Raw genomic sequence first — 22,225 nt, 5'->3', positions numbered from 1 at the left:
TTTACAATATGTAAATTAAAAATAGTGACTTTCGTCACTATCACCTCAATTAATTTTTAATGATCATAGTCCTCCATAAGATTAATTGGATAGACCTATGATTTACCGTTTACTGTTTATTTGTATTTGTTGTTTTAGCGCTGTATTTAAGCTACAAGCAACCGAAGCTCTAGTCAGTGCTCCTTTGTTAAAAAAATCCTTATATTATCTTGACCGTGATTTAGATAAAGCTGAAGATATTATTGTCAAGGCGCTTGAAGAAGCACCAGAAGATGCAGAGGTCAATTTCGTTTGCGGCCGAATTATGGGCAAGCAAGCAGAAAATACAATAATTTATGCATTAAGTTACGCTAAAAAGTCTCTGTCTTGTTTAAGAAAAGCAGTGAAACTTGAGCCTAGTGAAATACGTTATAAGCTTGGGTTATTGAACTTCTATTTAGGTGCTCCATCTATTGCTGGCGGTGATGTCAACCTTGCTCACGAGCAAGTGGCTGCAATATCAACGGTAGATGAGATGCAAGGCGCTAAAGCTAAAGTAAAATTTCTAATGGCTACAGAGCAAAATAAAAAATTGAAAGCTTATCTTATGAGCGCAAGAAAAAAATATCCAGATGATGCCGAATTTCATTTTCGCTCTGGCTTGCTATCTCAACAAAATAAAATGTATGAGCAAGCATATGAGGCTTTTAAAGCAGCAATACAAACGCATGAAGCTTCTTCTCATTACTTAAATGCGATGTATCAATTGGGTCGAAACGCTGTTTTGAGTAATTTATATATTGAAGAGGGCGCTGAAATGTTACAGATCTATATAAAAATACATAATATAAAAATGATATCCCTCCTGTTTCATGGGCTTATTTGAGGCTAGCGCAACTTTATAGCTTATTAAACAAACAAACTATGAAAGAAAAATATTATCATCTAGCTTACCAGAGTAGTGACCGAGAGTTACATCGAACCTTGAAAACGTTGAAAAAAGGTATAGGTCGATAATGATAAGTTATAAATTAGGCCACTCTACAAGAACTGTTTTACTGATATGGGTATTCGTTATTATTGTTGAAGTACCAATACGAATGTTAATCCAACCAGATCCTTGGTTGCTTCACCCTACGCATTGGTATTTTTCACAACCTACAAGGGTGTTAATTGAATTAACATTAGTGCTGATCTTATTGTTATGTATTAATAAATATTTCAGGGACTTATTAACTTTAGATAAGCGCAACCTTACTTTACTAATATATTCATCGGTTATTACAGTGTTGCTGTTTAGTATTTTGGAAAAAAATCAGATTAGCGAGAGTATTAACGCTCCTTTTACCACTATAATTATCTGGTTACTGACAGGATTTTTTGTTGGGGTTGGCCAAGAGTTAGTATACCGGGGAATACTTTATACTAGTCTGTTGTCTTTTATTTCAAGGTATTGGGCCGTTGGAATAACCACCATTTTATTTATAGTTGCGCCCTTACATTCAGTTCGCTTATGGAATTTTTATTTACAAGGAGAGCTCCAAATTATTGTTATTTTAGTGATGATTTATGCAGCAGTAGGAGTTTTTTTCCATTGGTTAAGATGTAAAAGTGATAGCATTATTGTACCTAGTGTTGCACACGGGTTGGGAAACGGTATTACTTGGCTCGCTGTTTTTTCATAAATATAGTTTGAAAATTAACTATAAGTCATCAGCTTTACTAAGTATGAGGCTAACAACGATTATTTTTTAAGTAACCTTAGCTCAGGTTAAGTAAGATAGACAAACCGGAAGGTATCATAGCGTAATGGCCAGCTGTAAAAACAATATAGATGTTGAAGTTTGGTTTGCATGGTTAACAGCTATCATTGTGGCAAGTTCTGCAATTGTCTTGATGTATAGTCATGATAAATATCCAATATGGATGTTGTTTTTAACCGCAACATGTTTTGTTTGCTTTATGATCGCTTGGCAACAAGTAATAAGTGACAATCATTTGTTACTTAGTATCAAAACTCGTTGGCTTTTGGTTGCAGGTCAATATTTTCTAGTCCTAGTCATTTTTTACATAGTCCCTTACGCTTACACTGCAATATTACTGACGTTATGGAGTGTTCAATTACCACTATTATTGTCGTTTCAAAAGTGTCTTATATGGTCGCCCATATGGTCACTTGCTGTGTGGGCACTATATGGCATATATTGGGGTGAAGAATATGCAGTACTTACTGCTACTCTATTTTGGACATTCAATGTTTTTGCATTGATCATGGTAAATATAGCTAATAAAGAAAAGCAAGCCCGTGAGGCTGCACAAAGGCTTAATCGTGAGCTGAGTATTAGCCAATCATTGTTAGCCGAGGCCAGTAAACAAAGTGAAAGGATTCGTATAGCGCGTAATATTCATGATTTATTAGGGCATCATTTAACAGCACTGACCATTAATCTTCAGGTTGCAGAGCGCTTATCTGATGGAGATGCCAAAGCTAAAGTAATTCAATGTTATAGCCTTGCTAAACTTTTGCTAGGTGATGTTAGAGATGCTGTTTGTGAAATTCGAGAAAAGTCTGATATAGATATATTCAAATCATTACTCTCTCTTAAAAACCAAGTAGATCAGATCGAAATAAATATTGATGTTGATGACTCTGTACTTATTCAAGATGTTTCTCTTGCCACTTTATTCATGCGATGTGCTCAAGAAGCTGTTACCAACTGTTTAAAGCATAGCAGCGCAACAACTATGTTTATCAAAGTGTTCAAAGAAAAGAGTGCTATTGGTATGCATATTTCTGATAATGGTTATGTTAGCACACCCATAGAGGTTGGAAATGGTTTACGAGGAATGCACGAGAGAGTGTCTGATTTTAAAGGTAATTTTACTTTCAATGGAAGTTTAAGTGGCTTTAATATTTTACTACTAATACCGGAGTCAGCTGTATGATAAAGGCTATGTTAGTAGAAGATCAGAAGTTGATAAGAGATGGAATAAAAAGCTTACTTGAGTTATCTGGACAAGTGACTGTTGTCGCAGAGGCCTCAGATGGCAAAACTGCATTAGCCCTGATTGACAAACATGAATTGGATATTATTTTGATGGATATTCAAATGCCTGTCCTAAATGGCATTGATACATTAAGACAAATGAGTATAAATGAATGTGATATTCCCGTACTTATTTTAACTACTTTTGATGATAAAGCGCTGATTAATGAGGCTATTAGTTCAGGCGCCTATGGTTATCTGCTAAAAGATGTTTCTTTAGAAGTACTTGTTACAGCTATACAGCAAGTAGTTAGTGGGAAAAAAATGATACAGCCTGCAATTACAGAGCGTTTACTTCAAGGCTTAAAAAATATGCCTAACTTAGATAATTCAGACTATAACTTATTGGAAAAACTAACTGAAAAAGAAAGTGAAATCTTACGTCTAATAGCTTCTGGTTATAATAATAGAGAAATTGCTGAAACAATGTGCAAATCTGAAGGAACAGTAAAAAATCAAGTCTCAGTTATTTTAGCTAAAATGGGAGTGAAAGATCGCACCCGAGCGGTGTTAAGGGCGATTGAATACGGGTTAATTGGTTAACAATCTAAGTTAGCAGAGAACAAGTAGCACAAGGTTAAATTTTTTATTAGCTATAGATGATTTTACTTTAGGGCGTGTTGATCTTTGCTGTACATTTTTGCAGCGATTTATTGGGTGATTATACAAGGCTGAACTTATGTAATGGGGTTGTTCCCCATAAATAAGTGAAAACGCCGTAGAAATACCAAAGAGGCGCTGTCCTACGGATACGTTTAAACATGATTTACTTTTCGTTGCTTACACGGAAGTAGGTACTTAGCGTGAGCAGGACGCGGAAGCTGTCTAGCTCATTTATGTAGAATAACGACACTTGATTCGCTACGCCTCAATTAAATCATGTTAAATTCGTACAAAATTTGTACTCGAAAGATCAACACGCCCTAGTATCTCGACTTTTAAATATTATTATTCGTTACTTTTGCTTTGATTTAGCTAGATGATGTGTTTTCTTATCAGGGAATTATGTGTCTTTCCAACGGTCTTTAATGGTTAAAATTTTATCGAGCTCTTGTTCAAACAAGACAACAAGGTCAGGATCAAAATGTTGCCCACTTTGTTCTTTAATAAAACCCATTGCTTTTTCAACGGGCCAAGCATCTTTATATGGTCTTACACTGGTAAGTGCATCAAAAACATCTGCAATTGCAACTATTCGTCCTTCAATAGGAATTTCCTCACCAATTAAGCCATTAGGGTAACCTTTACCATTCCATTTTTCGTGGTGTGTTAGTGCCACAACTTTAGCTAAAGTAATAAGATCTGAATCGTCTTCACCTAATATACTTGCTCCAATTTCAGGGTGCGTTTTCATAATTTCAAACTCTTCGTCGGTAAGCTTACCTGGTTTGAGCATTATGCTGTCGGGGATACCTATCTTTCCTAAGTCATGCATAGGTGCGGCATGAAGTAGGTTGTCGGCTCGATCTTCTGAAAAGCCATAAGCAAGCGCAATTACTTTTGAATAATGACTCATGCGCATCACGTGCATACCTGTTTCATTATCTTTATATTCAGAAGCATGCCCAAGCCGCTGTATGATTTGTAACCTAGTACGCCTAAGTTCATCTGCCTGTACTAGCGATAAGTGGGTTGCAACCCTAGCTTTTACCACTGCTGACGAAACAGGCTTGGTAATGTAGTCTACAGCGCCCACTTCTAATCCTTGTGCTTCGTCTGTATGATCATTTAGCGCTGTTACAAATATTACGGGGATCTTAGCTGTGGTTGGTTCTGCTTTTAATTGCTGGCATACGTCTAAACCTGTGATGTCTGGCATCATAATATCTAATAAAATGAGATTTGGTTTTTTACTCTGGGCTAAGCGCAAGGCTTCAGCGCCACTTTTAGCAAAAATCAAACGGTACTCTTCCTGCAGTACTTGTTTTAAAACACGTAGGTTTACGGGTTCGTCGTCGACAATTAAAATGGTTGCTTGTTGGTTATTCATCACACTACCCCTAAGTATTTTCGATGTGCTGAATCAGCGTTATAATATGCGTTGATGCAGATTCAAACTCAAAATCATTAAATGCGTTATATATTTGATTTATATCGGCAGAATGTTGTGAGTCTTTATATTCCATTAACGTTGTTAGCAACTCTTCTTCTACCTCGTTGTCTTTTGCTTTCTCAGTCAAAGCATTTAAAAGCGCTAAAAGCGAAGTATTATCTATCGCCTCTTTTGTACCTGTGTGAAGCTTACGTTCAGACCAGCTTACTATTTTTTCATTGAGTTGTTGTAAAGCCGTTGCAATTTTTGGATATATTTCGCTACATTGTTCTGGATGACTACTCACAACAGATTCAAGCTGTGTGAGTAAACGATGTAGACGTATTAAGGCTAAATTACCGGTTGTTCCTTTTAATGCATGAGCAATAGAAATTACTGTAGTCCAATTTTTATCAGAAATTTCATCATTTAATTTTTCAAATTTATCATTTTGGCTAGTAATAAAAGATTCAACTTGTTGATAATACTCATCAAGTCCACCCCATAAGGCAACGCCTTTAGTTTCATCTAGCAGTACATCAAGCCTTTGTTGGTGCTCAGCTAAAGGCAGTGAAGAAACTTCAATATCAAGAACTCGACCAATTTCATGGGTTAGTCGTGCGTAGTCAATCGGTTTATTGGCAAATCCTTGCATACCAGATTTTTCAGCTGCGAGTTTATCGTCTAGTAACACGCTAGCTGTTAATGCAATAATAGGTAATTGTGCTAAATTGTTAGATTTTTCATATTTTCTTCGCTCAATGGTAGCATTTAATCCATCTAAAATAGGCATTTGTATATCCATTAATACAATATCAATTTCAGTACAATCGGCCATTCTTACGAGGGCTTGCTGGCCATCTCTTGCCGTTACAACACAGTGACCATCTCGCTCAAGAAGTATACTCAGTAAGTCAATATTTTGTTGAATATCATCGACCACAAGTATTTTTAGCGGAGGCAACTTAACTTGTTCAATAACTGCGGTTTCGTCGCGTTGCTCTGCACAAGGTAATGGTATTTCAAAAGTAAAGGTTGTGCCTTTTCCTAGTGTACTTGTTGCATTAATGTCGCCATTCATTAGCTCAACAAGTTGTTTGCTAATTGTTGTACCTAATCCAGTGCCGCCAAAACGCCTGCTCATTGATGAATCTGCTTGCGTAAACGCATCAAAAATAGAGGAAATTTGCTGCGAAGTCATACCTATACCAGAATCTGCAATTTCAAACCTAACACGACCATCGGTAATAGGAAATACCGCAATAGTTACGCTTCCGTTTTCAGTAAACTTAATCGCATTACCAATCAAGTTAGTAAGTATTTGACGGATACGTTCAGGGCTTCCTAAATAAAACTTACTCAGTTTATGTGAAACGTTAGCGTTAAGTTCAAGGTTTTTATTGCGGGCTTGTAACCATAGCGTTGAAACAACGGCATCTATTTCTTCAACAAGTGAAAATCTGCGTAATTCAAGATCAAGCTTACCTTTATCGAGCTTAGCGCTATCGAGAATGTCATTTAATAGATGTAAAAGTGATTTTGCTGCATTATTAATTGTGCCCATGTGCTTGAATTGGTCTGATGTCAGCTGGCTTTCAAGTAATATGTCGCTAAAACCAATTATGGCGTTCATTGGTGTGCGAATTTCATGGCTCATATTTGCCATAAATGCGGCTCTTGATTCTGCAGCTAGCTCTGCTTTGTCTTTAGCTTCTCTAAGTTCTTGTTCCATATTTCTTCGTTCGGTAATATCCATAATAAAACCGTCTAACCAAATTTCACCACTGTCTTTATCTTTAACATGATTACCATATTCCATTACCCAGCGAGTTTCCCCAGATTTATTAATAATACGGTATTCAAGACTAAAAATGCCGTCGTTTAACGGGGTATTAAGTATCTCTTCTTTATCATCAGGGTGAAATAAGTCTGAAAGGTCCCGCTTCTTGTTTGGCGCCAAAAAGTCGCTAGCAGGATAACCAGTGATATCTTCTACCGCGTCACTTATAAATAATAGTGGCCAGTTATATTCATTTAAACAGCGATAAGCAATTCCGGGGATGTTACTAATTAATGATCTAAATTTTGCCTCATTTGATTGTAATGCTTTTTCCATTTTTATTCTTTGGCGAATATCAGACATAAAGCCAACAAAAAAGTGATTGTTAGCAAATTTAACATGGCCAACAGCAAGCCTAATTGCGATTAATGAACCATCTTTATGAAGCGCTTGTACTTCACGGCTTTTGCCAATTACTTTTGCGTCTTCGGTTAGGATAAATTGTTGAATATAACTGTCATGCCCTTTGCTATCAGGCTCTGGCATTAACATTTTTACGTTGTTACCAATAAGCTCTTCTGCTGTCCAGCCCAGCATGTGTTGTGTTGCTTTATTGACATTTTCAATAATACCGTCGCTATTAATAGTAATTATTGCATCAACAGCGGTGTCCATCATCGCACGTAGCCTATGTGCATTAATGCTTGCTTGGCGGGAAATATCTCTATATTTATAAATTAAATTTATGCCTAGCACTAAGGCCATAATAACAATGGTTGTTACCGAAACAATCAGCGCTAGATAGAAAGAAATCTCACTGTCCTGTGCACTTAATTCAAGCCCCGGCGGCATAACAAAACGCGACGCAGCCATACCGGTATAATGCATACCAGCAATGGCAAATCCCATGACTACACTGGCAATTAAATTGGCTTGCCATTCTTTTTGTTTTTTCCATACTCTAAGAAGACCTTCGCGAGTCCATAGCGATAACATTGCAAGCGAAACAGCTACGACAATCGACAAAATAAAGATACTTAAATCGTAGCGTAGTAATGGCGCCATTTGCATAGATGCCATACCTGTGTAGTGCATTGCGCCGATGCCAGAACCTACGAGTACGCCTTCAATAAATAAAGAGGTAATGCCTGTGTTTTTTTGCTGTAAATGATTTAAAGCAACCCATGAGGCGCCTACACTGGGTATTAAGGAAAGCAAAGTGAGTGAAAAGTTGTACTCTACTACTGTACATAAATCGAATGCTAGCATACCAATAAAGTGCATTGACCAAATACCACCACCAAGCGCAAAGCTGCCTATTAAAAGTGTGATGTGTTTGCGTTGATTTGAAATTTTTTCGGTTGATTGGCTAGCCAGTTGCAATGCCATAAATGAAGATAAAATAGCAATAAATAGTGATAGTACAACCATACCGCTATTGTAAGTGCCATAGATAAGTGTGCTATCAGGATAAATATTAAATTGAGCTATGATCCAATCAATCATATTTGAAGAGTCTCTATTTGTGTTGATTACAGAATAATACTAAGTGAGTTTATTAATGCAACAAGTTACTTGTATGCCTAAGACTTAACTAAATGCAAACCATACAAGCTTGTATAAAGTGTAGATGTTACAAAATTATAAACTATTGGACACTAGAGAGGGCTAACTGTATGCTTTAATAAAGTAAATTTAAAGATAAAGGTAGCCATGATAACGCTTATTTATAGGATAACAATTACTTACTTCATCGCTTCTTTTATATTCAGCCTTTTTGCATGTGTACATGCGGCTCCTCAACTAGTTATTAATGTTATTGACCAAGACCAACAACCTTTAGCTAATGCGGTAGTTGAGGTTCTACTAAAAAAAGAAACTACCGAAGCTAATGTCGAGTCTGCTAATCAATTAAGTAACACTCAAACTATACCCACTTATGTAATAGACCAGATAAATAAATCGTTTGTGCCTGAAGTGTTAGTGATACCTAAAAACAGTTTAGTGAGCTTTCCTAATAGTGACGATTTACGTCACCATGTATATTCTTTTTCAGCAGCTAAAACGTTTGAATTAAAGCTGTATGCAGGTAAACCCAAAAGCCCGTTGCTGTTTCCAGAAGAGGGGATCGTTGTTTTAGGCTGTAATATTCACGATGCCATGGTAGGCTATATTTATGTATCTAATGAAAAGCAGGTTGCTAAAACAGATAACAATGGGCTTATTCAAATAAACCAAGTATTCTCGCAAATTGAGCAGCTAAAAGTTTGGCACCCAAATTCAAGTAAAGGCGTAGATTACCGTAAAAGTTATAATAGTGCTGATTTAACCCTAGTAAATGGTCGTGTAACTATAACTTTTAATGTAAATGCACCAATGCCCAGAGATACTTTTGAGGATCAGTTCTCACATGCTTACTAGGTTCAGTTTAAAGTCACAAATTACCTGGTTATCAACAAGTTTAATTTTGATGACGGTAATCCTGCTTACGGCTAGTTACTGGTTTAGAATCGCAGATTATGCTGAAAGCCAAATTGAGCGACAAATGTACTTTGCTCAAAATGTACTGAACCAAAACTTATCTTCAAAAGAACAAGTTTTAATTACCGCTGCGAGTGTATTAGCCGCAGATTTTGGCTTTAAACAAGCGGTGGCTACAAGAGATAAAAATACTATTGATAGCGTACTGATAAATCATGGTAAACGCATTAAAGCCGATTTAATGATGTTATTGGATTTAGAAGGCAAACTGCTGACTACGGGGACAGCTGATCAATTTGCTAAAACCGATGTTGAAAATAGTATCCAAATATTACCGCTTCAAGGTGTTTACGCACAAATTTTGAGTATTGATGATAAAGTATTTCAAGTCATTGTAGTGCCTGTTAAAGCCCCAAGAGCTATAGCTTATGTTGTTATTGGCTTTGAATTTGATCAACTGGTTTTAACACAGCTTAAAGAGTTAGTGTCGCTTGAGCTTACTCTGATCAAAAACGATACTATTGTACAATCGAGCTTTGATGAAAGCGATATTGCTAATCAGCCATTACTTGAAAATAACCTTCAGTCAGAAAGCTTACTTTTATCTACATCCGACTACTTTCATCAAACGATTGCATTTGGCGGCTCAAGTGAGGTGTCTGTTGTACTTTCGGCATCGTTAGTTGAAATTCACCAAGATTTTAATCGACTTATTTCCTCTATTTTGGCTATTGCAATTGTTGTTATTGTGATTGCCATTGGTTTTTCTAGAATTTTATCAAGAGGTATTTCAACGCCGTTAACCATACTTATGAAACTAACTAAAAAAATAGGTAGTGGTAATTTAGATGTGCCTAAACTGACAAAAAGTTTACCAAGAGAATTTAGTGAACTTTATCAGGGGTTTTCAGTTATGGGGAGTGCTATTGAGCATCGTGAAGCTGAAATAAAATATCAAGCAGAGCGAGACTTATTAACGGGCTTATTCAATCGCCATACGATATTAACCCAAATAGAAGGCTATTTGCGCAATGACATCAATTTAGCTTTAGTCACTTTTAATATTAAAGCGTTTAAGGTGTTAAATGATACTGTAGGCGTTGCTAATGGTGATGCAATATTAAAAGAAATAGCTGATCGCTTGCAGGTTTTTATTGGAAAGCTAGATAGTCAAGTATCAGCCTATATGCTTGCGGCGAGAACTAATTCAGACGAGTTTTTATTATCTATACCGATGTCGTCAGTCGATAATGTTGAAAGCTTTATTCAATTATTGCAACTTGAGCTTGAGCGACCTTATTGGCTTGGTGACGTGAAAATTAATTTATCATTATACTTTGGTGTAGCTAATTCTGTTGAACACGGTGTAGAAGCTGAACGATTAATGAGACGTTCAAGCATGGCAGTTGCAGCTGCTGACGAAGAACAAGTGTTCGTTCGCTACTATCAACAAGGCGAAGATGAAGCATATCTCTACAAGATACGCTTAATTGATGAGCTAGAGTCTGCACTTGAAAGCGACAATAGCCCTTTGTTTATGAATTATCAGCCGAAACTCAACTTTAAAACAGGGGAAATTGACAAACTTGAAGCGCTGATCCGTTGGATTAATAAAGAAGGGGATTTTGTAAACCCTGAAATGTTTGTTGGGTTAGCTGAAAAAGCAGGGCTAATTGTGACATTAACCCGCTGGGTAATATTGCATGTAATTCAACAAATAGCACAGTGGAATAAAGCCGGTTATCATTTTCAGGTATCAATAAACTTATCGGCTCAAGATATACAACATGAGCAGTTTGTTGACTATTTACTTGATACGGTGAGGAAATATCAAATAGAAACAACGCAAATTACGCTAGAGCTAACCGAACGAGATTTAGCTGAAAATGAAGGGCTTGTAGCAACTAGGCTTACTTATTTAAAAACGCTAGGGTTTGAAATTTCAGTGGATGATTATGGTATTGGCCAGTCGTCGCTAGCAAAATTGAAAACTTTACCTGTTGATGAACTGAAAATTGATAAATGCTTTATTTTAACATTAGATCAGTGTGAAAAAGATCAAGATATTGTTTCATCAACCATTTTGCTCGGTCATAAATTAGGTTTACGTGTTGTGGCTGAGGGTGTTGAAAACAAAGAAAGCTTGGCGTTATTAACATCATTTAATTGTGATTATGCGCAGGGTTACTACTTGTCTCGACCACTCACCGCCGACAAACTTATTCAATGGTATGATAATTATGAATCGCTTATTTAACTACATTAGCATTAGCTTACTCCTGCTACCCACAATGTGTTTGGCTAATGGTAAAATTTTAGCAACACCTGGCGTGTCCCAGGTTGAGGGCTCTGCTGGGGGGGGACTAGTGCCATGGGCTCAGTTAGCAGGTTATGCAACAGAAGACGAATTAGCCTTTTCGGCATTTTGTACCAGAGCGACAGTACAAGACTTTCAATTAGATACTTGTGGTGCTCAAGTTAATTTTTATGATCGATTAGAATTATCATTTGCAGAGCAAAATTTTGATGTTGATCCTCTGTCTACCTCACTTTCTCAGCAAGTTGTTGGCGCAAAACTGCGTTTATATGGCGATTTAGTCTATAGTAATTGGCCGCAAGTATCTTTGGGTATTCAATATAAAACACTAAACACAGACGCAATTGCATATGCGCTAGGCGCACATGACAATAAAGGAATAGATCTTTATTTAGCCGCGAGCAAATTACACCTAGGCGCTTTAGCTGGCTATAACCTGTTGTGGAATGCTACCTTAAGGTATACCGAAGCAAATGAAATGGGACTACTAGGCTTTGGTGGCCCTAATGGAAACGGAGGTCTTCAAGCAGAGTTGTCAGGTGCGATATTGTTAAATAAACATTTAGCTGTTGGCGTTGAATATCGCCAAAAGCCTGATAATTTAGGATTAAATGAAAGTCGCTGGCGAGACCTTTTTATTGCATGGTTCCCTAATAAAAACATCAGTGTAACAATGGCCTATGTTGACCTCGACACTATTGCCGCACTCCCCAACCAAGACGGTTGGTATATTTCATTAACGGGGTATTATTAATGATTAAAATAACGACTAAATTAATAGCTAACCTTATCCGCTTTAGCGTAATTACTTCGTTAACTTGTTTACTGTTTGCATGCAGCAGTCACACAGAAAATGCGGAGCAAAATAATTTATACCAAGCACTAGGCCAACAACAAGGTATTGAACGTTTAGTTAGTATTTTTGTTAAAAAACTAGGTCAAGATAAACAAATATTCCCCTATTTCGCTAAGTCTAGCGTTAGCCATTTTAAACAAGGTTTTATTAGCCACCTATGTGATGTTTCAGGTGGTCCATGCCAATATGAAGGCGACAATATGGTTGATATACATACCGGTATGAATATCAACGAAGCTGACTTTAATCGAGTAGTAGAGTTGCTAGTTGAAGCAATGGAAGAAGCCGGTATTAACTACCCTACACAAAATAAGGTATTAGCTAAATTTGCGCCGCTTCGCGGGCAAGTGATTAAAATTTAGTAAGGTGCAGTAAACGTTATATTTAATAAATTATTGTATCGAGCGATGTTCATCGCTATTAGTGAGTTGTTTTTTTATACTAATTTTTACCTATTAAGTTCAAAATAATATTAAACTTGCCATTGGGTATTTAATGCTAAGCTTTGTTTTAAACATGTTAATGTTTTCTCCAAAGTAGCCGAACTTTTTTCGGTACGATATGTAATATAAATTGGGTAAGAAAATTCTGGCGAGCCTTTTACTTTTTGGAGTTTACCTGAGGCTATGTGATCAGCAATAACGCGTGTTCTAAAGTAGCCATTTCCACCATTTTTGAGCATGAATTTTAATGCTAATGGACCTAAGTTAAAACTTAATGAAGCTTGTCTTTTGTTGGGCAGTGCAGCGTCGTAATCTCTTCTAAACTCATTTCCCCAATCAATAAATAAGTCAGGCGTTTGCTTTTCAGATACCTGTACGTGAATAAGTTTTTCTTCAACAATTTGCTCAACGGTGAAACCAGAATAATAACAAGGCTGATGAAGCAATATAATATCTAATTTGTTTTTATCTAATAAATCAATTAGTTGCTCTACTTCTGTCACTTCAGTGCTAATATGAATTTCTGGAGCATTATAATTAACTGCGGTTATCCAATCTAACAGCAATGGGTTCCATAAACTGCTTTCCGTGCCAATACGAATTGCATCTACTTTACCTTTTGGTAGGGTTAGGTGCGCTTTAGCTTGCTCCCATGTTTGCACTAAACTATTAGCATAACTTGCGAATACTTCTCCTTCTTTTGTTAATTTTGCTCCTGCTCTGTTACGAATAAATAGCTGACAATCCAAGTTACTTTCTAGTGTTTTTATTCTTGCTGTTATGGTTGTTTGGGTAACATTAAGTCTATTGGAAGCTTCAATAAAAGTACCTGACCTCATAATGGCTAAAAAGGTTTTAGCGAGTTCTATATCCATTTTAATTTAACCTTTTACATTATAATTATTGCACTTAACTATCATTAATATTCATTATACATGAATTTAAAATGTAATTACCCTGTGCGCCTAAATTAACTACCTGAGTATTACCAGTGAATTTATATCGTTTTGGCCTGAGTTTAATGGTTGTTTCATTTTTGTTTGTTTTAACAGCAGTGTACTTATTATTTATTTCAGATATCATCCTTTCTTTTCCTTGGACGATGTTCTGGCATTTTACTATTTTGCTCACCGGATTATCGTTTAAATTATCCTATGTAATGATTTTAGTTTCTCAATCAAAGGATGACCCAACAACCAATTAAAGTGTAATCTACAATGAAGCTGTTTGATAAAACCCAAATGTATTATTTTTTATCAGAAACATTAAAATACCTAGGGATTGAAGCAAACAGCACATCTAAAACAGAGAAAGTTATTTCTGGTATTGGTGCAATGTTAGGCATATTGCTGTGTCAGTTGGTTACTTTGCAATATTTTGATAGCAATGAGTCACTTTTACTGATCGCCTCTATGGGTGCAACTGCTACCCTTATTTATGCACTTCCTCACGGGGCATTATCACAGCCTTGGAGTGTATTTGGCGGTCACTTTACCTCAGCAATTATTGGTATTTTAAGCTATCAATATATTCCAGAGTCATTAATTGCTAGTTCAGTTGCCGTTGGTGGGGCTGTGCTAGTTATGTATTTCTTAAGGTGTCTGCATCCACCAGGAGGGGCTACAGCATTGTTTTGTACGCAAGGTGGAGATACTGTTCATGCTTTAGGCTTTAACTTTTTAATCGAACCCTTATTACAAAATGTCATAATACTGATTGGTGTTGCTGTGCTCTTCAATGGTTTGTTTTCGTGGCGGCGTTATCCAGCACATTTAAATTTTCGTCATGTTAAAAGTCAATCTCCAAGCGTGTTAAGCCATGAAGACTTAAGTGCTGCATTATTACAGTCTGATTCGTTTGTTGATGTAAGTACTGAAGAGCTTGCAATTATTTTTGATAGGGCAATGACGCATGCCAACACCAATAATACCTATAAAAAATTACCCCTTAAACAAGCCTGCTTTTATAGCAATGGCGCGCTTGGCGAGGGCTGGAATATTAGAGAAATTATTAACATAAGCAACTCTACAGTTACATATAAAGTGGTTTTTGGTAAAGACAAGGGTGTTATAGATGAGTGTAGCCAGCGTAACTTTCGCAAATGGGCAAGGTTTGAAGTTGAATATGTGCAAGGCAGTTGGATAAAAACCATTTAGTCATAAGTGATTAATTACATTAATTGAGTATAAGTTTGTGGCATTTACATTGTGCATATTGAAATTGAATAGGTATATACCCAAGCCACCACAAGTGGCCGAATTCAGCATTTCACAGGTACTTAATATCAAGGCGTTACTTTGCAAAAATGGCAGTCCCTTTTAAAGAAGTAACAACGATGAGAGTAAGTACCTGTGAAACGCCTAAAAGGTTGGTTTAAAGCGATTTATACCGCGTTATTCATTTTAACAATAGAGCCACTATTACTTGCAATCAATGCCTTGCCTAAATCGCTTTTAATTCCAACTGAAACTCGCATCTTGAGGTGGTTTGGGTATAATCAGGTTTAAGTTTTGATAAAGCATGAAGGCTATGCCCTTCGACTTATCTTTAGTTGAGAATAAATGAATAATATTTTTTGGAACCAATTATTATCTTTATCAGATGAATTAGACTCATCAAACAGTGCGTTACAAGAAGAAAATATAGCGTCTTTAATTCATCATTTGGAATCTCTTTGTATTGCGCATGAGCGTTCTTTTGAACCTGCTGATGAGTTTGAAGAGTATGTGGTTTTGTCCCTATGTCGCTCAATTGCTAATAAGCTAAAAAATACGCCCTAGTACATTTGATTTATCATACAAATTATAAGTACGCTTAAAATATTGTCAGCCAGTATGTGTAAGTTATACTTGATGTGTGTCTCGATTAAGTAATTTTAGTGGAGGTTTGATTCAAGTTAAGAATGCTGCGACTTGGTGACGATAAAGGCATACCTAAAAGGCTAGCAGCCTCTTTAAAACCACTAGACTTTAACTGCAAAAACTACGAAGGTTATCAAGTGAATAATTAGCTTTAATTGCTGGGAATTACCCAATAATTTGCTTGGTTTTATTACAAATGAAATTGATACAGTAATAACTAACCTGAGTTCGGGATAAGCTAAGTACACCAAAGCTAAGATTTTCGCGCGTATCTGCGTATAATTTGCTACTAATAGCCAGCTATTAGATACACAAATCAGCCTTGATTCACACAAAACTTTTAGCATTGGTTGAGTTACAATGCACCTAGTACTTATAAAAAGTCACCTAAAGCACTGTAAACTATTATGTTAAGTGTTTTTATGCACATCCATTATCCCGAACTCAGGTTAACTAGGTTATGACAAACTATTGTAGAAACTAATATCTATATAACAAGTACTTAGTGGGGTATCGAAACAACATGGTTGTTAATTGCACAAGAATTAAAAATCTTTCTTCCTAAAGTTGGCAATGTTGTATATTATCGCGCTCCAAAAATTTACACTTTAACTTAGTTTATTTATATCACTTTAACCTTACTCGACAGGAGATAGGCAAATGTCAAAGGTATTAATTATTGGCGCTGGTGGCGTCGGAGGCGTGGTAACGCATAAATGTGCACAGTTACCTGAAATATTCTCGGAAATTGTACTTGCTAGCCGTACAGAATCAAAATGTAAGGCAATAGCGGAACAAGTTAACCGACCAATTAAAACTGCACAGATTGACGCGGATAATGTACCTGAGTTAGTTAAACTGATTAATGCAGAGAAACCGTCATTAGTGATCAATGTAGCTCTTCCGTATCAAGACTTAACCATTATGGATGCTTGTTTAGAAGCCGGTGTGCATTATATGGATACTGCCAATTATGAACCCCTAGATACTGCTAAATTTGAATATAAATGGCAGTGGGCATATCACGAAAAGTTTGAAAAAGCAGGTTTAACAGCGCTATTAGGTAGCGGTTTTGATCCTGGTGCGACTAATGTGTTTACGGCTTATTTAGCTAAGCATTATTTTGATGAAATTCATGAATTAGATATTATTGATGTTAACGGTGGTGATCACGGTTATCCATTTGCCACTAACTTTAATCCAGAAATTAATATTCGTGAAGTTACGGCTGAATGTCGCCATTGGGAAAATGGAGAGTTTGTTACAACGCCAGCAATGTCGAAAAAAGCTGAGTTTACTTGTCCTGAAGAAGTGGGTACTTTCAATATTTATCGTATGTACCACGAAGAGTTGGAATCGTTATCTAAGCACTATCCAACGTTAAAACGTGCACAATTTTGGATGAGCTTTTCAGATAACTACCTCAATCACCTTGAAGTGTTAGGTAATGTCGGCATGACAGGTATAGAAGAAGTCGAATATCAAGGGCAAAAAATTGTGCCTATCCAATTTTTAGCTAAGTTGTTGCCAGATCCTTCAAGTTTAGGACCTCGCACTAAAGGCAGAACCTGTATTGGATGTGTAGTACGTGGTGTAAAAGGTAGTAAAGAGCGTATTGTTTATATTTATAACATTTGTGATCATCAAGCATGTTATCAAGAAGTACAATCACAAGCTATTTCATACACAACTGGCGTACCTGCAATGATAGGTGCGATGAATATATTAAATGGTAACTGGGTAAAACCGGGTGTTTGGAACATAGAGCAATTTGATCCAGACCCATTTATGGACGCTATGAATAAGTACGGTTTGCCATGGAAAGTGGTTGAGCTAACTGACTTTAATTTAGACCAGTAGTTTCGCTAATAGTCGAGATAATACGATGCAGTTTACTGACTTTACTAAGCTAGACTTATCGCGTGTTCCTTCACCATGCTTTGTGGTAGATGAAGTGGCGATTGAGCGTAATTTAGCTATTTTACAGCAGGTTGCAAATGCCAGTGGCGCTAAAATATTAGCGGCACTTAAAGCATTTTCAATGTGGCATTTTGGCGATAAAACCTCGCAGTATTTAAGTGGTACTTGTGCTAGCGGTTTGCATGAAGCGCGCTTAGGGCAAGAGTTTTATCCAGGTGAAGTGCATGTGTTCTCTGCCGCTTATAGTCAAAGTGATATAGAAGAGTTATTAACTTTCGCTGATCACATTGTCTTTAATAGCTGTAATCAGTGGCAGCGTTTTCAGGTACAAATACAACAAGCTAAACAACTAAGACCCCAATTGCAGTTTGGTCTACGTATTAACCCTGAACACTCAGAAGGGGCCGTGGCCATTTATGACCCTTGCGCACCGGGATCTCGCTTAGGTATTACCTTAGATCAGTTAGACGAGTCTATGCTTGAAGGCATCAGTGGTTTACATTTTCATACCTTATGCGAACAAGCATTCGAACCCTTATCTCGCACTTTAGATGCGGTTGAAACAAAATTTGGTCATTTGTTAGCGCAAATGCAGTGGATAAACTTTGGTGGTGGTCATCATATTACCGCACCAGGTTATAATATCGATGGGCTGGTTGAAAGGATTCGCCAATTCAGCGAAAAATACCAAGTACAAGTTTATTTAGAACCAGGTGAGGCAATTGCCATAGGTAGTGGTGTGCTTGTTTGTGAAGTACTTGATTTAACTTTTAATCAACTAAACCAAGCTATCTTAGACACATCAGCTACATGTCATATGCCTGACACCTTAGAAATGCCTTACCGGCCAGATATTATTGGTGCAGGTGATGCTCAAGAGTACGCGTATACCTATCGCTTAGGTGGGTTAACTTGTTTAGCAGGTGATGTAATTAATGATTATAGTTTTCAAGCGCCATTAACCGTTGGGCAGCGTTTAATATTCAGCGACATGGCACATTATACTATGGTGAAAACATCAACATTTAATGGGACAAAGTTACCGGCATTAGCGGTATGGAATTCTACTACAGATCAACTTAAATTGATTAAAACCTTTGACTATCATGACTTTAAAAATAGACTGTCTTAGTAGTCGTATTTTCTATCAGTAAGTGTCCCAACTAAAGCGAATAAATTGATTATTCGCTTTTTTTTGTACTTTTAACTCATCGCGGTATACTTGTACAAGTTATTTATATTGTATACAATATTGGTTTTTTATGCTTGAGAGCCGTAGATGAATAAGCCTCGTTTTATAAAAACTATCGCTAGTTTACTGTCACTTACACTAATTTTCTTATCATTATCATGTAGCCAATCTTCGGTTATGTTACCTAATACAAACACACCACAGACTATATCTACATTAAGTGATCCTCTTATTGTTAACTTACTGGGTACTGACAATAATATGCTGTGGAGTGAAACGTTTAATCATTACGAAAAGGGCTTATTAAAGAAAGTAGCAAAGAGCATAGAAGAATTAGCGGTTGCAGCAGATATAAACAATCAACGCCTTGATAAACTAAGTTATTACTTACGTATATTTAGCAGTTTTGGCCCTGAAAATAATTGGCAAGCAGGCAGTGAAGTATCACTTAATAATGCCTTGATTGCGTTAACCGCAATGCCTAGCTTTTACCAAATAACTCCTAGCGCTGCTCGCTTACATGAAAATTATGCCGTTGCGTTATATCGATTGTATTTTCTTGAGTCGATGCAACCGTTAGTTACCGATCACATCACAGTATTATCACAGCTAATTAATTTATATAGCACCGATGCATTAATCGATGATGTAAGCGTAGATTATGCCATGTGGGAAATTTTACGCGCAGCGGCAATTCTGCCTTATGAAGCTAGGCGTAAAAATGAAGCAGCTTTCACTGCTGCAGTGCAAGGTAACGGTGATTTGGAAAGTGCGCTAGTAAATTTTATTTCTGCGCCTAATGCAATCAGAAAGGGTGATAACTGGCCTAAAAGTAATGCTTCTTGGGCTTTGGCTAATATCTATAATTTATATAATAAACAATATTGGAACGCCTATTATGCGTATTCGCTTGACGAGCAAATATTGATTGATAAAGGTAAGTTATCACTATCATACACAGAAAAAATGAAACAACTCGATGCTCAAGTATGGCAAGCACTTAAGAGTGATAGTACAACCCCATTAACACAAGTTAAACAGCAGTATAGTGTGCCATATTTGGTGAGTAGCTTTCGCGGTAAATCTGCTTGTGAAGAAAAAGCGCTTAAAGGTAAATGCTACTTACCAACACTTGAAGAAGCATTGCCTATCAAACATACATGCTCTTCAAGCCTTTATATTTTAGCGCAGTCGATGTCACAGGAAGAGCTTGAGACCAGCTGTGAAACTTTACTATCTCAAGAAGATTTTTTCCATCAAACATTAGCAACTCATCGCCAGCCCGTTGCCAACGATTTTAATGATAAATTGAGAGTGGTTATTTTTGATGATGCGGCGCAATATAATTTATATGGTCAGCTCACTTTCGATATAAATACCGATAATGGTGGTATGTATATTGAGGGTACACCTCAAAACCCAAATAATATTGCAACGTTTTATAGTTTTGAGCACTTTTGGATCAGGCCTGAGTTTGGCGTTTGGAATTTAAACCATGAGTATGTTCATTATCTTGATGGCCGGTTTGTTAAATATGATACCTTTAACCACTTTCCAAGTCATTTAGTGTGGTGGACTGAAGGCTTAGCAGAATACGTTTCAAAAGTGGACGCCAATGAGGCGGCTTTTAAAATAGTGGCGGAAAAAGACGAAAGCCATTGGCCAACGCTTAGCGAAGTATTTAGTACAGAATATAAAGATGGCACAGAAAGGGTTTATCAATGGTCTTATTTAGCTGTGCGTTTTATGGTTGAGCATCACCCTAATCAATATAGAAAAATGGCACACTTTTTAAAGACAGATTATTTTGATGGCTATAAAAAGTTATTAGACGTGGCAGGTGAGGAATATAGTAAGGAATTTGTGCAATGGTTGAGTACACACAAAGCCCAATTCACCGCATCTGCATCTGATCAAGAGCAACGGAAGCCACGTCAGCTATATCGATATACTTATAAAAACTATCTGAAACCCAAGTATTTAGTTGAAGATGAAAATCATATGATTTGGCAATATTGGCATGCGAATGTAATTAAAATAAAAGAATGAGGACCTTAGAGAATGAATGAAATATAAAGATCAACTCGTTGATCTTTATATCTTGAGAAAGGAACCTTTCTATCGTCATTGATAAATGTAGCATTTGAACTGGTACTATCTGTAGACTTTACCCATCGACCACTTTATTCTATAAAATATAAAGCAACTATGCTGTAATCGTTGCAGCACAAACAATATTAAGGTTATCCATGACATATGCCAATATTAGCGGTTGGGGAAAGTGTTTACCGCCTGCCGTATTAACCAATGATGATCTGGCGACATTTTTAGAAACCAGTGACGAATGGATCACCTCACGTACCGGTATGAAAGAACGTCGGATTTCACATGTAAATGTTAGTGAGTTAGCTTATGTTGCATGTCAGCGCGCTTTAGCGGCAGCAGGAAAAACACCACAAGACGTAGATCTAATTGTGTTTGGTAGCACCACTTTTGATGAAATTTGTCCTAATGCAGCGTCGAATGTACAACGTTTACTAGGGGCAGAAAAAGCTGCATGTATTGACGTAAGCACGGCTTGTACTGGCGGTATGTATAGTTTAACCGTTGCTAATTCTATGATCCGCAGCGGTGTTGTTTCTTCAGCACTTGTTATTGGCGCCGAATGTATCTCGCCTATTATGGACTGGACTAATCGCGATGTTGCCGTGCTATTTGGTGATGGAGCAGCAGCGCTATATTTAGAAAGTTGTGATGAAAAAACCGGGGTATTAGCTGAGTCGTTAGGTTGCTATGGTGAAGCACGTGATATTTTATCTGTGCACGGTTGGGGTATGAAATATGCTAATCAGCAGAAATATTTTGGTGAATCTAACTGGGCGTTTATAGGGCAAGAAATCTTTAAAAAAGCAGTGTCAGGTATGGCACAAGCTTGCGATAAGGTGCTAGAAAAGTCAGGAGTCTTAGCTGAAAATATTAATCTAGTCGTGCCTCACCAAGCTAATTTACGTATTATTGATACGTTAGTTAAAAAACTGAAAATGGATAAAGACAAGGTTTTTGTTAATATTGAAAAATACGGCAACATGTCGGCGGCTACCATCATGGTTGCACTTGTTGAAGCTGTTGAAGAGGGCAGGGTTCAGCCAGGAGATACTTTATTGATGCCAGCTTTTGGTGGCGGATTAACTTGGAGTGCTCATTTAATAAAGTGGGGCAATAGTATTACGCCTAGTGCATCCAGTGATGTTGAATTAGCTAAATGTAAGGAGTCGGGTTTAACTCTGGTAGAAAATATCATTAATAGTAAGGGCTAA

General features: G+C 37.0%; 17 protein-coding genes. 14 read left to right on the top strand and 3 right to left on the bottom strand.

Translation table 11 applies throughout. The features are described 5' to 3' along the window. The first annotated feature begins 184 nt into the window (after nucleotides 1-184). The 4 genes from QUD79_RS13790 (at nucleotide 185) to QUD79_RS13775 (ending at nucleotide 3,569) form a co-directional block, all read left to right on the top strand. Nucleotides 185-865, top strand: coding sequence for a tetratricopeptide repeat protein (locus QUD79_RS13790; RefSeq protein ID WP_286288720.1), 681 nt, complete (start codon nucleotides 185-187; stop codon nucleotides 863-865). A 130-nt stretch (nucleotides 866-995) separates the two neighbouring features. Next, on the top strand, nucleotides 996-1,664 hold the full coding sequence (locus QUD79_RS13785) for a CPBP family intramembrane glutamic endopeptidase (RefSeq protein ID WP_184421016.1): 669 nt from the start codon (nucleotides 996-998) through the stop codon (nucleotides 1,662-1,664). Nucleotides 1,665-1,788: 124 nt separating this feature from the next. Next, a complete protein-coding gene (locus QUD79_RS13780) occupies nucleotides 1,789-2,925 on the top strand; it encodes a sensor histidine kinase (protein ID WP_184421018.1) in 1,137 nt (378 codons plus the stop codon). An 8-nt stretch (nucleotides 2,926-2,933) separates the two neighbouring features. Continuing rightward, a complete protein-coding gene (locus QUD79_RS13775; RefSeq protein ID WP_246454842.1) occupies nucleotides 2,934-3,569 on the top strand; it encodes a response regulator in 636 nt (211 codons plus the stop codon). A gap of 460 nt (nucleotides 3,570-4,029) precedes the next feature. On the opposite strand, the gene QUD79_RS13770 is transcribed toward QUD79_RS13775, so the two are convergent. Together QUD79_RS13770 and QUD79_RS13765 are read right to left on the bottom strand one after the other, a co-directional pair. Next, nucleotides 4,030-5,016: a response regulator gene (locus QUD79_RS13770; RefSeq protein ID WP_184421022.1), complete on the bottom strand. Its 987-nt coding sequence runs from the start codon at nucleotides 5,014-5,016 to the stop codon at nucleotides 4,030-4,032. Between the two features lie 10 nt (nucleotides 5,017-5,026). Beyond that, the gene (locus tag QUD79_RS13765; protein ID WP_184421024.1) at nucleotides 5,027-8,344 is read right to left on the bottom strand and encodes an MHYT domain-containing protein; all 3,318 of its coding nucleotides are present in this window, start codon (nucleotides 8,342-8,344) and stop codon (nucleotides 5,027-5,029) included. Between the two features lie 207 nt (nucleotides 8,345-8,551). Here QUD79_RS13765 and QUD79_RS13760 point away from each other — a divergent pair, with 207 nt between their 5' ends. The 4 genes from QUD79_RS13760 to QUD79_RS13745 are packed head-to-tail and all read left to right on the top strand — an operon-like array spanning nucleotide 8,552 to nucleotide 12,854. After that, a complete protein-coding gene (locus QUD79_RS13760) occupies nucleotides 8,552-9,259 on the top strand; it encodes a methylamine utilization protein (protein ID WP_184421025.1) in 708 nt (235 codons plus the stop codon). After that, nucleotides 9,249-11,576: a bifunctional diguanylate cyclase/phosphodiesterase gene (locus QUD79_RS13755; RefSeq protein ID WP_184421027.1), complete on the top strand. Its 2,328-nt coding sequence runs from the start codon at nucleotides 9,249-9,251 to the stop codon at nucleotides 11,574-11,576. The genes QUD79_RS13760 and QUD79_RS13755 overlap by 11 nt, the downstream gene beginning before the upstream one ends. Beyond that, nucleotides 11,560-12,390 (top strand): DUF3034 family protein, encoded by an 831-nt coding sequence (locus QUD79_RS13750; protein WP_184421029.1) that lies wholly within the window; start codon nucleotides 11,560-11,562, stop codon nucleotides 12,388-12,390. Before QUD79_RS13755 ends, QUD79_RS13750 begins: the two co-directional genes overlap by 17 nt. Continuing rightward, the gene (locus tag QUD79_RS13745) at nucleotides 12,390-12,854 is read left to right on the top strand and encodes a group I truncated hemoglobin (protein WP_184421031.1); all 465 of its coding nucleotides are present in this window, start codon (nucleotides 12,390-12,392) and stop codon (nucleotides 12,852-12,854) included. The genes QUD79_RS13750 and QUD79_RS13745 overlap by 1 nt, the downstream gene beginning before the upstream one ends. A 110-nt stretch (nucleotides 12,855-12,964) precedes the next feature. Here QUD79_RS13745 and QUD79_RS13740 read toward each other — a convergent pair whose 3' ends face one another. Next, nucleotides 12,965-13,810 carry a LysR family transcriptional regulator gene (locus tag QUD79_RS13740; protein ID WP_184421033.1) on the bottom strand — a complete coding sequence of 282 codons (846 nt, stop codon included), beginning with the start codon at nucleotides 13,808-13,810 and terminating at the stop codon, nucleotides 12,965-12,967. A gap of 342 nt (nucleotides 13,811-14,152) precedes the next feature. Between QUD79_RS13740 and QUD79_RS13735 the strand changes: the two genes are divergently transcribed. From QUD79_RS13735 to QUD79_RS13710, 6 genes are all read left to right on the top strand, one after another. Beyond that, nucleotides 14,153-15,091 carry an HPP family protein gene (locus QUD79_RS13735; RefSeq protein WP_184421036.1) on the top strand — a complete coding sequence of 313 codons (939 nt, stop codon included), beginning with the start codon at nucleotides 14,153-14,155 and terminating at the stop codon, nucleotides 15,089-15,091. 405 nt (nucleotides 15,092-15,496) lie between these two features. Further along, nucleotides 15,497-15,715: a hypothetical protein gene (locus tag QUD79_RS13730; RefSeq protein ID WP_184421038.1), complete on the top strand. Its 219-nt coding sequence runs from the start codon at nucleotides 15,497-15,499 to the stop codon at nucleotides 15,713-15,715. 741 nt (nucleotides 15,716-16,456) lie between these two features. Then, complete coding sequence (locus tag QUD79_RS13725) at nucleotides 16,457-17,656, top strand: saccharopine dehydrogenase family protein (protein ID WP_184421040.1); 1,200 nt, start codon at nucleotides 16,457-16,459, stop codon at nucleotides 17,654-17,656. A 25-nt stretch (nucleotides 17,657-17,681) separates the two neighbouring features. Next, on the top strand, nucleotides 17,682-18,848 hold the full coding sequence (gene nspC / locus QUD79_RS13720) for a carboxynorspermidine decarboxylase (protein WP_184421042.1): 1,167 nt from the start codon (nucleotides 17,682-17,684) through the stop codon (nucleotides 18,846-18,848). Nucleotides 18,849-18,995: 147 nt separating this feature from the next. Then, the gene (locus QUD79_RS13715) at nucleotides 18,996-20,957 is read left to right on the top strand and encodes a collagenase (RefSeq protein ID WP_184421044.1); all 1,962 of its coding nucleotides are present in this window, start codon (nucleotides 18,996-18,998) and stop codon (nucleotides 20,955-20,957) included. 200 nt (nucleotides 20,958-21,157) lie between these two features. Continuing rightward, entirely contained in the window at nucleotides 21,158-22,225 is a 1,068-nt protein-coding gene (locus QUD79_RS13710) for a ketoacyl-ACP synthase III (protein ID WP_184421046.1), read from the top strand.

This window comes from Thalassotalea piscium, assembly GCF_030295935.1.
GTDB classification, from domain to species: domain Bacteria; phylum Pseudomonadota; class Gammaproteobacteria; order Enterobacterales; family Alteromonadaceae; genus Thalassotalea_B; species Thalassotalea_B piscium.
Note: the sequence above shows the minus strand (reverse complement) of the source record. Positions and strands in the feature narration are given on the sequence as shown.

Coding starts and splice junctions, on each gene's coding strand:
- QUD79_RS13755 (WP_184421027.1), top strand. CDS start 9,249: ATGCTTACTAGGTTCAGTTTAAAGTCACAAATTACCTGGTTATCAACA.
- QUD79_RS13780 (WP_184421018.1), top strand. CDS start 1,789: ATGGCCAGCTGTAAAAACAATATAGATGTTGAAGTTTGGTTTGCATGG.
- QUD79_RS13760 (WP_184421025.1), top strand. CDS start 8,552: ATGATAACGCTTATTTATAGGATAACAATTACTTACTTCATCGCTTCT.
- QUD79_RS13775 (WP_246454842.1), top strand. CDS start 2,934: ATGTTAGTAGAAGATCAGAAGTTGATAAGAGATGGAATAAAAAGCTTA.
- QUD79_RS13750 (WP_184421029.1), top strand. CDS start 11,560: ATGAATCGCTTATTTAACTACATTAGCATTAGCTTACTCCTGCTACCC.
- QUD79_RS13730 (WP_184421038.1), top strand. CDS start 15,497: ATGAATAATATTTTTTGGAACCAATTATTATCTTTATCAGATGAATTA.
- QUD79_RS13725 (WP_184421040.1), top strand. CDS start 16,457: ATGTCAAAGGTATTAATTATTGGCGCTGGTGGCGTCGGAGGCGTGGTA.
- nspC (WP_184421042.1), top strand. CDS start 17,682: ATGCAGTTTACTGACTTTACTAAGCTAGACTTATCGCGTGTTCCTTCA.
- QUD79_RS13785 (WP_184421016.1), top strand. CDS start 996: ATGATAAGTTATAAATTAGGCCACTCTACAAGAACTGTTTTACTGATA.
- QUD79_RS13770 (WP_184421022.1), bottom strand. CDS start 5,016: ATGAATAACCAACAAGCAACCATTTTAATTGTCGACGACGAACCCGTA.
- QUD79_RS13710 (WP_184421046.1), top strand. CDS start 21,158: ATGACATATGCCAATATTAGCGGTTGGGGAAAGTGTTTACCGCCTGCC.
- QUD79_RS13765 (WP_184421024.1), bottom strand. CDS start 8,344: ATGATTGATTGGATCATAGCTCAATTTAATATTTATCCTGATAGCACA.
- QUD79_RS13735 (WP_184421036.1), top strand. CDS start 14,153: ATGAAGCTGTTTGATAAAACCCAAATGTATTATTTTTTATCAGAAACA.
- QUD79_RS13745 (WP_184421031.1), top strand. CDS start 12,390: ATGATTAAAATAACGACTAAATTAATAGCTAACCTTATCCGCTTTAGC.
- QUD79_RS13715 (WP_184421044.1), top strand. CDS start 18,996: ATGAATAAGCCTCGTTTTATAAAAACTATCGCTAGTTTACTGTCACTT.
- QUD79_RS13740 (WP_184421033.1), bottom strand. CDS start 13,810: ATGGATATAGAACTCGCTAAAACCTTTTTAGCCATTATGAGGTCAGGT.